Source organism: Celeribacter ethanolicus (assembly GCF_001550095.1).
Taxonomy (GTDB): Bacteria; Pseudomonadota; Alphaproteobacteria; order Rhodobacterales; family Rhodobacteraceae; genus Celeribacter; species Celeribacter ethanolicus.
In genome coordinates this window covers 1-9,133 of the sequence record NZ_LRUC01000017.1, presented here as the reverse complement: position 1 = coordinate 9,133, position 9,133 = coordinate 1, and the positions used below count along the sequence as shown (strand labels likewise).

The following is a 9,133-nucleotide window of genomic DNA, read 5'->3' as shown; positions in this document are numbered from 1 at the left end:
TTTGTGGTTCCAGCCAAAACCTTTGACGTTCCGCAGATGCAAAAAGCACAGACCAAACCCCCAACTCCTCTTGGCCGTTGTCAGCGCGACAAGCCAATCGGCGATCAGCTCGTTCTCAGCTCTGAGCGTCGGCTGATATCGATAGCACGTCTCACTGATGCTGAATGCTCGGCAGGCCAAAGCAATGCTGACGGACCGGTGCCGAACCGCCCACTCGGCCATCTCTCTGCGTTGAGACGGCCTTACCACTTTTTTCCAAGCGCTTCCTTCAACAGGTCGTTTTGCATGCTCTTCTCGGCATACATGCGCTTGAGGCGCTTGTTTTCCTCGTCGAGCTCTTTCATCCGCGCCATCAGGCTCGCATCCATGCCGCCATACTTCGAGCGCCATTTGTAAAAGCTCGCCGAACTCATCCCATGCTCACGGCACAGATCCGCAACCGGCACACCGCCTTCGGCCTGTTTCAAAATACTCATGATCTGAGCGTCGCTGTATTTCGATTTCTTCATCAGAATCTCCTCTTTTATCTTTCGAGAAAATTCTACTTTCAAACGCCCCTAAATTTCGGGGGGATTACCCTGCGAAAGCGACCCAGAATGATCGTGGAGCGCCTCGGCCAGCCCCGTCGACCCCGCGGCATGAGCGGTCACGTGAAGCGCGCTTAGCCCGGTGCGGGCATTCACATCGGCCAATATCTCTGCCGCAAGCGCGCTGACCGCCTCCGCCGCGAGGCCTTCCGCCGGGGCGACCGCAGGCAAGAGGATCGCGACGGTGGCCCCGCGCGTATCGAACGCGCCGGGCGCAGAGGACAGAAGGTCGTCAAGCGCCGCCCGGGCCAGCCGCCGCGCCCGGATGAGCGCCTGCGCCCCGGCCGCGGGTTCGGCCGCAAAAGCCGCGAGTTGCGGCGCATAGGTGTCGTCGAGATAGCTGCGCAGCCGCCGGTAGGCTGGCCGCCCCTCCACCAGTTTTGCCGCGCTGGCCGCGCGAGTCTCACCAAAGACGGTCGACACACCGCACGCCGTCAGCGCCAGAGGCCCCGTCTCAATCCGCATCGCGCAGGTCCACCCCGCCCAGATCGCCGCCACACAGCGCGGCGATCAAAGCGACGAGACCGAGCGCGCTCTCTTCCCAACCCGTCACCACGAGCCGCTGCGGGGTTTGCAAGACCAGCTCGGGGTCGGCCTCGGCAAATCCCGCGGGCGGGCCATCGGCAAACACGCCGAGACTCTGGAGCGCAAGAAACCCGTCCTCAAGCGCGGGCGTGAGCTCTGCGGCGCGCGGAAGATCGAACAAGAGCCGCTCGTTTCCGGCCTCGCGCCCCGCACCGATATGGTTTCCGAACTGATCCATCAGCCGCGCCACCCCCGCCAACAAGGGCGCTGTGGCGGGCATAAGCGCCGCATCGAAATCGACCAGCGCGCCCTCCCCCGTCACGAGACAGCTCAGGGCCTCGTAATCGGTGATGAAACGGGGGGAAAAGGCCTCCCGCGCGGCCTCTTCATCGCCCTCCATGAGGTCGACAAGCCGCTCGAATGCACCGGGCGGAAGGGTCGCGGCGCTGGCCAAAAGGCGCAGCACGCACCAAAGCGCGAAAGGATGCAGCGGGCCGCCCTCGATCCGTATCCTGAACGCCTCGCCCTCCTGCAAAAGCGTGGCCGTGACGGGGGCTGGAGCGCCGAAGGAGGCAAAGCCCGCGCCGAACAGCCCCCCAAGCGTGCTGACGGGCCATTCGAGCGCGTCGAGGATCGTCAGCGTCCGCCCCTCGGTCAGAGCTTCGGGGGTGAAGAGGCCGCGGATCTCGATGCTTCGCAGCGCCTGCGGGATCTGGGACGCAATATGCAGGCGCCCAGCAAAAACGTCGGTGCGGTCCATCATGCGCCCTCCTCCTTGAAACGGTCGACATAGGCCTCGGCCTCGCGCATGCGATCCTTATCGGATGTGTCATGGCACGGTGCCGACATGAGGCGGATCGACCGGGAGGCCAGCGCTGGCTCAAGATAGGCCCGCGCGGCGATATAGCCCGCGATCGGTTCGCCCGCGTTCAGATCGCCCCAGACTGGCACGGGGCTGGCAGTGACAACGCGGTGCCCCGCCCGCTCTTCCACAGAGCCGCCTTGCGCAACCAGCGCGGCCAGTTTTGTCTCCAGCCCCTCCTGGGCATCGACACGGGCGCAGAGATCCGCCCCGAGGTACGTCCGCCAGCCGATGTCGGGCAGCCCGGTTTGATAATCGAACAGCTCCGCCTCGGGAATGGTCGCTCCTTTGGCATCACGGCGCTGAGAGAGGCGGCGCATCTGCACAAAGGGCGCGTCATAGCGCACCTCCCGCGACAACAGCTCCATCGGCGCCATGAGCGCGGTGCGAAAGCGCAGATGGGCAGGCGGAAGTTTGTACTGACCGAAATCCCCCGGTGCCATGGCAAACCCGTAGCCACAGACCCCGGCAACAAGCGGCACCCCATCCATGATCTGATGCAAACGCGCGATCAACCCCATCGCGGCGGGATGTTCCAAGGGCATATCGAGCCCGATGAACCCCGGCCCGCCGGGGAGATGGGACAGGTCGAGTGCAGGCAGGCCCACGCCCCGCGCCCCTTCGGCCAACGTCGCTTCGGCGTCCGCGGAGAGGTGGCGATGTGCGGGCATCCCCGCCGCAACGGCGGCCCGCGCTTCCTCGCGCTTTTTGGGCGTGGCCCGGGTCAGACGAACCCGTTTGCCTGCCGTCGGTTTGATCAGCGTCAGATAGCCGATCTCCCCGCCCAGGCTCTCCATCACAGCGTCAAAAACCGCCAAGGCTGCCGCTCCGCAGTCCGGCTGGTCGAACCCGCCTTCTGTCCAAACACAAAAGCGCAGTGCGGGAAACGCCACCTGATAGGCCGAGGGTGTGCCGCGTGCTTCGAGTATATCCATGCTTTCCTCTTGTCTTTTTTGCGACCGACTAGCCCATCGGCACCGAGGCACCGCGTCCCCGATCACAGCCGCATGTGGCATTGTCGACCTCAATCACCTTGCCATCCGTCACCTGTTCATAAAGACGGCGCTGATCCGGTGACATCTCGTCCTGATACCCCGGCGCATCGAATTTGAAATCGTAAATATCCTTGACCGCGCCGTCCGCATCGAGCGTGGCGAAATCGGGCTGAATCCGTAGCGCGTTGTCGAGCATATCCACCGCCCCGTCGATGATGTTGTAGACATCCATCGCCGTCATTGCCACATCGAGCCCCGTGGCAATCTGACCCAAAAACGGTACGGCCCGAAGCCAGAACCGTTTGCCCATGGACTTGAGACGGTTCACCCCTGCCCGGCCGATCGCGCGTGTGACCGCCCGTTTCATCGCCTCGCGCAAACCGCTCTGGGTGTAGAATTTGCGCCCGAGATCGAGCGCCTTGTCGCCCGCCGCGTAGAGGGTGCGTTCCGCCGCCCCGATGGAATTTCCGAGCGCACGGCGCAGCGGCGATCCCGCGCTGTCGAGGGCGGCATTAACCTTGTCGCGGGCAAGGATGGAGGGCCGTTTGCAGCCCGGTTTACCACGGCATTTCTGCCATTCCTCCCGCGCCTCGCAAAAAATCTTGCACAGCGCATCCATCACCGGATCGCCCGAGCCGAGCCCCGCCTCACGCTGGCCCGAGTTGCCGCAGATCGTGTTGCGGTTGTTCATGAAAAGCTTGTCGCTGAGACGGCAGATGTTGTTGCCTTCGGCGTAGACGTTGGGAGAATAGGTGATCCAGTTGGACTGTTTGAGAAATGTGCCCGAGGCCACCCCGCCCATGGAGCCGCCGCCATCGCCCGTGCAGGAGGCAAATTCCGAGGGGCTCGTGGCAATCATCTGTCCACCGTCGGCCTTGACCGTTTTAGTGCCTTTGACGAGGCTGCCGTTGTCCGCTTTGATCGAATACGGCACAGGGTCGCCTTTTCCCGGCGTTTTGCACACATCGGGGGCGGAGTTCATATGGCTGCCGCCCGAGCCTTTGTGAGAGATGGTCAAACCATTGACCGCAATCGTCACACCCATGGATCAAACCTCTCGCATGAGGGATGGAGATTTGTGGAACAGCCCCGCCGCCCCGGCCGGAACGCGGAAGCCCTGCGCGTGGTCCAGTTCGACCACGGTTTCGCTCACGGCCACATCCTCGTCAGCCCGCGCGAGCGGCCAGGCCGCGTGGTAGAGCACATGAACCTGCATCGTGTCGAGATCCACCTCAATGCGCTGAAGTTGCGCCTCGGCGGGCTGCCAAAGGCCCGAGAGTTTGGTGTCGCACCGCAGCGAAAGCAGCGGAAGCGGATAGATTCCCGGCGCATCGAAGGGGCCGGTGGTGGCGAAACCGCCTGCTTCCAGCGCGGCGCCCGGCGCAAAAAGATCGCGTGACAGGCGCTGATCGGGCGGCGCCGATTGCCAGTAGTCCGCCGACATATCCTCGGGAAAAAGCGGTGCACGGCGGCGTTCCCAGTTGGCATCATAGGTGCCGCCAAGCGCGCGGCGCGCCTCCCAGAGCGGGGAAATCGGACCGAGTTGCGCGGGCACCGTCCCTGTGCCCTCTGTCGCACCCTCCCTTGCCGGGGTCTGTCCGGCGAGATAGACCACTGGCGGGCTCGCCTTGGGATCTTCCGACACATTGCGAAAGCCCCGCCCGAGTGGATTGAGCGGATGCCCCGGCCCGCCGTATCCATGCGCCCCGTCAAGACAGAGCAAAGCGGGGGGCGTGTCCGGATCGGCTCGCACACGGATGCCGGGACTGCCGAAACCGAACGTCGGATTGCGTTGGTAGTAGAGCGGCGGATGCACTTCGAGAATTTTACTCCAGCCCCCGATTCGTAAACCCAGCGCGCGTGGCCGGCTCTCCTCGGCTTCCCTGCGCGCGGCGGGCTGATGGGCATGAGCGCGGACGATGAGATCGACACGCGGACGCGGTGGTGTGAGATCGGCATCGCGCGCGAGAGCGTCCCCCTCGGCGAAGACGAAAGAGGGGGTGATCGGACGCTGTTCGGGGTCGAAAAGCGGCAAGGCTCCGTCCCTGAGGGAGAACCCCGCCACCAGCCAAAGCCCCCAGAAGCCCGCATTGTCGGGGGTCCGATAGGCGCCAGTCTCCGCCGGAAAGGGGGTATGGTTCGTCAGCGTCCACATTCAGTTCAGATCTATCCTTCCGGCCAGAAGCCTGAGCGCTCCGGCGCTGTCGACCGTCACCTGTTCGCCCCGGAGACGGATATGGCCGTCCGGATAGAGTGCGATGGAGCTTTCCCCTGCGGAAATGATCGTCGGAGCGTCGTCGTCCCGTTCGGCCTCCTCGACGAGCCCAAGCACCACCGTCACCGGCGCGTCCCCGTCATTCAGGTCCTGACAGACCGCCAGACGCCCCACGTCCGAGGGCGACAGGCTCCCGGCCAGAAGAACCCGCGCGTTGGTGTCTGCAAGCCCCACGGCGCCATTCGGAGCAACACTGATCACACAGCGCAGGTGAAACGATCCGATCCGGTCCATGCGACGCTCCATACCACCCCGGCCTACTGCGCTTGTCTGGCGCCGAAATAGGCCGTCAGGGTTTCGAGCAGGACTTTCTGGACATAAGACGCATGCATCGAGGTGCCCTCCAGATAAAGATCGGTGCCCGCGGGCGCCACGGTGACGAAAGACAAAAGCTGCCCGTCCTTGCCATAGGCCAGCATCACGTCGAGTTTCACCAGAGCCTTGACCTCTCCCAGTTCGACGCGAAAGGTGTAGAGCGCGTTGAAGGCGGTCGTCTGCGCGAGATCCCCAATGCGGGAGGCCTCCACGGGCGCCAGTGTAAAGGGCTGATCGGGCGCCAGTTGGCCGAGCGCCATATGCGCCATCGCTGCCGCCGTATCGGCCAGATCGTTAAAGGACGCATCGCCGGGCGGGCCGTTCGGAAGATCGGCGGGTGCGGGCACTGACGCGATCATCGCGGCCAGATTGCCTTTGGCATCCGCCGTGTCGCGCCAGAATGAGAACACGCCCTTCGCGCCCAAATCCAGCGGTGCGTCGATCTCCTGCCAATGCGCGGGGAAACGCGCCATCCAAAGCGCACCCGAGCGTGTCGCAAGGGCGCGGACCGGCGCGTCATCCCCGACCAGAGGCGTGTCGAGGGCGGTCTTGAATCTGAGGCTACCGACCATTTTCGCCATGTCTTCGGCGTAGTTTTCGAACCGTTCGGCCTCGAAGCGCTGGCGCAGAATCAAAAGCTCCTCGCCGCGACGCCAGACGGAAATCCGGTTGATCATCATCGCACCGCTCGCATCGGTGCCGCCAAGCACCTCGCCGAACATCGGATCGGGGGCGCTCATGCCGAAATCGGTGGAAGACCAGACCCGCGCGAGCAGGCGCGCGTAGCTGACCGCGAGCGCAACCCGATCGGGATAGAGCGTGGCGCGGTAAAGGCGCACCTCATAGCGATCGCGTTCGAGCGGATCATAGCCGATGCGGACCTGTTCGAAGGCGGAAAACAGCGCGGCGGGCGCAAATTCGACGGGCACATCATGGGCTTCGCTCCACAGGAAGCGCTCGGGCACCCATGTGCTGAAATCGAGCGCCTCGCCGTCGAGATCGAAGGCGGTGAGACCCTTGGTTTCGCTCAAACGGGAAAATTTTTGCGCAGCAGCGCCCTCCGTTTCCGCCCTGCCCGTTTCCGCCCCGGTGTTCTGCGTATCAGCCATGCTGGCCCCCGCAACGCTCATCAGCGCGCCGACCAAAAGCGCCGCCCGCGCCATATTCCATCGCATTCGGGTCCATCGCATCGCGCCCCGCTCCTGTCATCAGTCGTTCCAAATCGCATTCCACCCGCTTTTGATCCCGTTCCAGATCTTGTCGAGCCCAACAAGCCCCGCGCGCCCCTTCACGGACGCCCCGAGCCCCAGCCCGATCTTCGCTCCGGCTTCGGCGGTCGCACGGCCTTTCTCATAGCCGACCTGCCCGTCGACACCGGCCTGCGCACCGATCTGGCCGCTGATCTCGCCGCCAACCATAATACCGATGTCCCGGCTTTCCGAAACCATCTTCGGCCCAGCAATTATAAAGGGCCACCAGAAGGTTAGTGACGTTTGCGGATCGTCACAATTGCTTTATGAAACAATAATTTAAAATGTTAATCGTGGGCAAAACCCGGACCCAGCGCCCAAATTTTGAAAACCATAAAAGGTGACGGCAAGCTTAAAATATTAACTTTAAACTTCAGTCTACGATGACAAAAATCATGTTTAAACATCGCGGAAGCAACAACATAATCGCCACCAATCCAAACCAATGAAAGATGGTAAAGTGTCCAACCAAGAAGCCAAGTATCGCAAAAAGAATGCCCCCCACAGCTGCAGCAACCAAGATATACGCTGGCCTGGATATTGATATGGCTCTCATCGTCAAAGCTCCCAGTATTTCTTAAGATTAGCAGGATCAATTCTATCACCGAAAACATCCCGAAACTGGGCGTCAGTCACTTCTCCGTCCTGAAAGCGATGCATGATGATTTCTCTGATTTGCTCCTGTTGCTCGAGAGCATTGTGATATGCAAGTGTCCCTCCGACGATAATCACCGCACCAACGATGCCTGCACGGGCAGGCGTCATCCGTATCTTCGCACGACGCTGGATTTCCTCAAGTAATGGGCCCTGTCCTGCAAGACGCCTTGCCCCGCGCTCAACACCAGCACGCGTGGAGCTTTGCTTCGAGCCCTCGGCCAAACCCGCAGCAATCGCAGACCCGCCCGCACCAACACCCAGATATTGCAGAATTCTAATCGCAGTAGATAAACTTTTATAGCGCTCAATGAGCACCTCTGTCGTCGCATTCAAATGGTTGAACCAATACGGGAGCTCTTGCATCATTGCGGCGACACGGGCCGTTTCGCCTACAAACGGAGACCAAGTATCAAACTCTCCGCGCAAATTACCACGAATTTCGTTGAGTGCTCGATTTCGTTCTCCGTGTTCCTCAATTGTAGGAACGAGATACATCCGTGCAAGAACTTGCAAGGCAAGAGCCGGATTTGGTTCTGTAGACACTTCTCTTACATCAAGCATAGCGCAGTATGCTCTCAAACGAGCTTGATTTTCGGCATCCATTGCTTTGACCTCAATTCAAATCGATACGAGGGGCTTTATTCGTAATAGAAGAGCTGCCGCTAATTTCGATATCGACCCCTTTTATCACGACTTTGCCATTACTATGCATCTCTATCCGGCTGGCCCCACAGACAATGGTGTACTTATCACCAACAATCTCCGTTTTGGATTTTTGAACGTGAACGCTACTGTCACCTCCAACACGCATTGCACTGTTGCCATCAACGTTCAAAGAGTGGTTCTTTCCAACAGAATTATACTGATTATCTCCGACCTGGTTGATATGAGACTGCCCAATTGTTGTTTCGTGAGAACCGTCCGTAATAATAGTGTAATCTCCGGGAGAGCCATTCTCTTTAAGGTTTTGGCGATCAAGAGCATATGCCATTTTGGACAGGGTATTACGCCGTGCTCCCATGTCCTGCTGCGCCAGCGCCATAGCCCCGGTCGCACCAACATAAGTGGTCACACTTCCGCCTACGCTCAAGATTGAGTTACCAAAGACCTCGCGGAGTTCATTGTCATAAATTGCTGTAGATGAGTCATTTAAGACAATCTTAGCTTCATTGTTTTTAACAAGGGTGTTCATATCACGTTGAGCGATTGTTCGAACCTCCTCCTCACCCTTCTTGTCCTCAAACCGAAGTTCGTTGAACCCCTCGCCCTCATGCGTATCCGTCTGAAACGTGCTCCGCGTCTTATGCTCCGGCAAATCATACGGCACCGCGTTCTTGCCGTTATACACGCACCCGGTGACCAGCGGTTTGTCCGGGTCGCCGTCGAGGAATTCCACCACGACTTCCATGCCGATCCGAGGGATCACCATGCCACCCCAGCCGTTGCCTGCCCAGGATTGCGACACCCGGCAGCGCATCGAATAGGCGGCGTCCAGATCCCAGTGGAACTGCACCAGAATGCGCCCGTACTCGTCGCAGTCGATCTCGCCGTCGCCCACGACCACCGCGGTTTGCGGGCCTTTCACATCGGCGCGCGCGGTCTTCAACTCCGGCACCAGAGGCGCGTCGGCGGGCAGCAAAACATAGCGCCCGGTGTAGGCGTAGCCG

At 61.0% G+C, this 9,133-nt stretch carries 10 protein-coding genes and 1 pseudogene; all 11 read right to left on the bottom strand.

All coding sequences use genetic code 11. From position 1 onward, the window contains the following. Positions 1–509 (bottom strand): annotated as a pseudogene (locus NH195_RS20800) (transposase); the annotation flags it as partial. Between the two features lie 48 nt (positions 510–557). Further along, the gene (locus NH195_RS07925) at positions 558–1,052 is read right to left on the bottom strand and encodes a hypothetical protein (RefSeq protein WP_066705326.1); all 495 of its coding nucleotides are present in this window, start codon (positions 1,050–1,052) and stop codon (positions 558–560) included. Further along, positions 1,042–1,875 (bottom strand): hypothetical protein, encoded by an 834-nt coding sequence (locus NH195_RS07920; protein ID WP_066705324.1) that lies wholly within the window; start codon positions 1,873–1,875, stop codon positions 1,042–1,044. Before NH195_RS07920 ends, NH195_RS07925 begins: the two co-directional genes overlap by 11 nt. Further along, positions 1,872–2,909 (bottom strand): hypothetical protein, encoded by a 1,038-nt coding sequence (locus NH195_RS07915; RefSeq protein ID WP_066705321.1) that lies wholly within the window; start codon positions 2,907–2,909, stop codon positions 1,872–1,874. Before NH195_RS07915 ends, NH195_RS07920 begins: the two co-directional genes overlap by 4 nt. Before the next feature lie 28 nt (positions 2,910–2,937). Further along, on the bottom strand, positions 2,938–4,014 hold the full coding sequence (locus NH195_RS07910; RefSeq protein WP_066705318.1) for a DUF4150 domain-containing protein: 1,077 nt from the start codon (positions 4,012–4,014) through the stop codon (positions 2,938–2,940). A 3-nt stretch (positions 4,015–4,017) separates the two neighbouring features. Next, the gene (locus tag NH195_RS07905; RefSeq protein ID WP_066705316.1) at positions 4,018–5,124 is read right to left on the bottom strand and encodes a DUF2169 domain-containing protein; all 1,107 of its coding nucleotides are present in this window, start codon (positions 5,122–5,124) and stop codon (positions 4,018–4,020) included. Beyond that, positions 5,125–5,478 carry a hypothetical protein gene (locus NH195_RS07900; RefSeq protein ID WP_155846110.1) on the bottom strand — a complete coding sequence of 118 codons (354 nt, stop codon included), beginning with the start codon at positions 5,476–5,478 and terminating at the stop codon, positions 5,125–5,127. Between the two features lie 23 nt (positions 5,479–5,501). Next, entirely contained in the window at positions 5,502–6,734 is a 1,233-nt protein-coding gene (locus tag NH195_RS07895; RefSeq protein WP_066705310.1) for a hypothetical protein, read from the bottom strand. A gap of 33 nt (positions 6,735–6,767) precedes the next feature. Continuing rightward, positions 6,768–7,007 carry a hypothetical protein gene (locus tag NH195_RS07890; RefSeq protein ID WP_155846109.1) on the bottom strand — a complete coding sequence of 80 codons (240 nt, stop codon included), beginning with the start codon at positions 7,005–7,007 and terminating at the stop codon, positions 6,768–6,770. A 360-nt stretch (positions 7,008–7,367) separates the two neighbouring features. Next, entirely contained in the window at positions 7,368–8,069 is a 702-nt protein-coding gene (locus NH195_RS07880) for a hypothetical protein (RefSeq protein ID WP_155846108.1), read from the bottom strand. A gap of 10 nt (positions 8,070–8,079) precedes the next feature. After that, positions 8,080–9,133, bottom strand: a 1,054-nt coding sequence (locus tag NH195_RS07875) for a type VI secretion system Vgr family protein (protein ID WP_155846107.1), incomplete at its 5' end; no start/stop codon positions are given.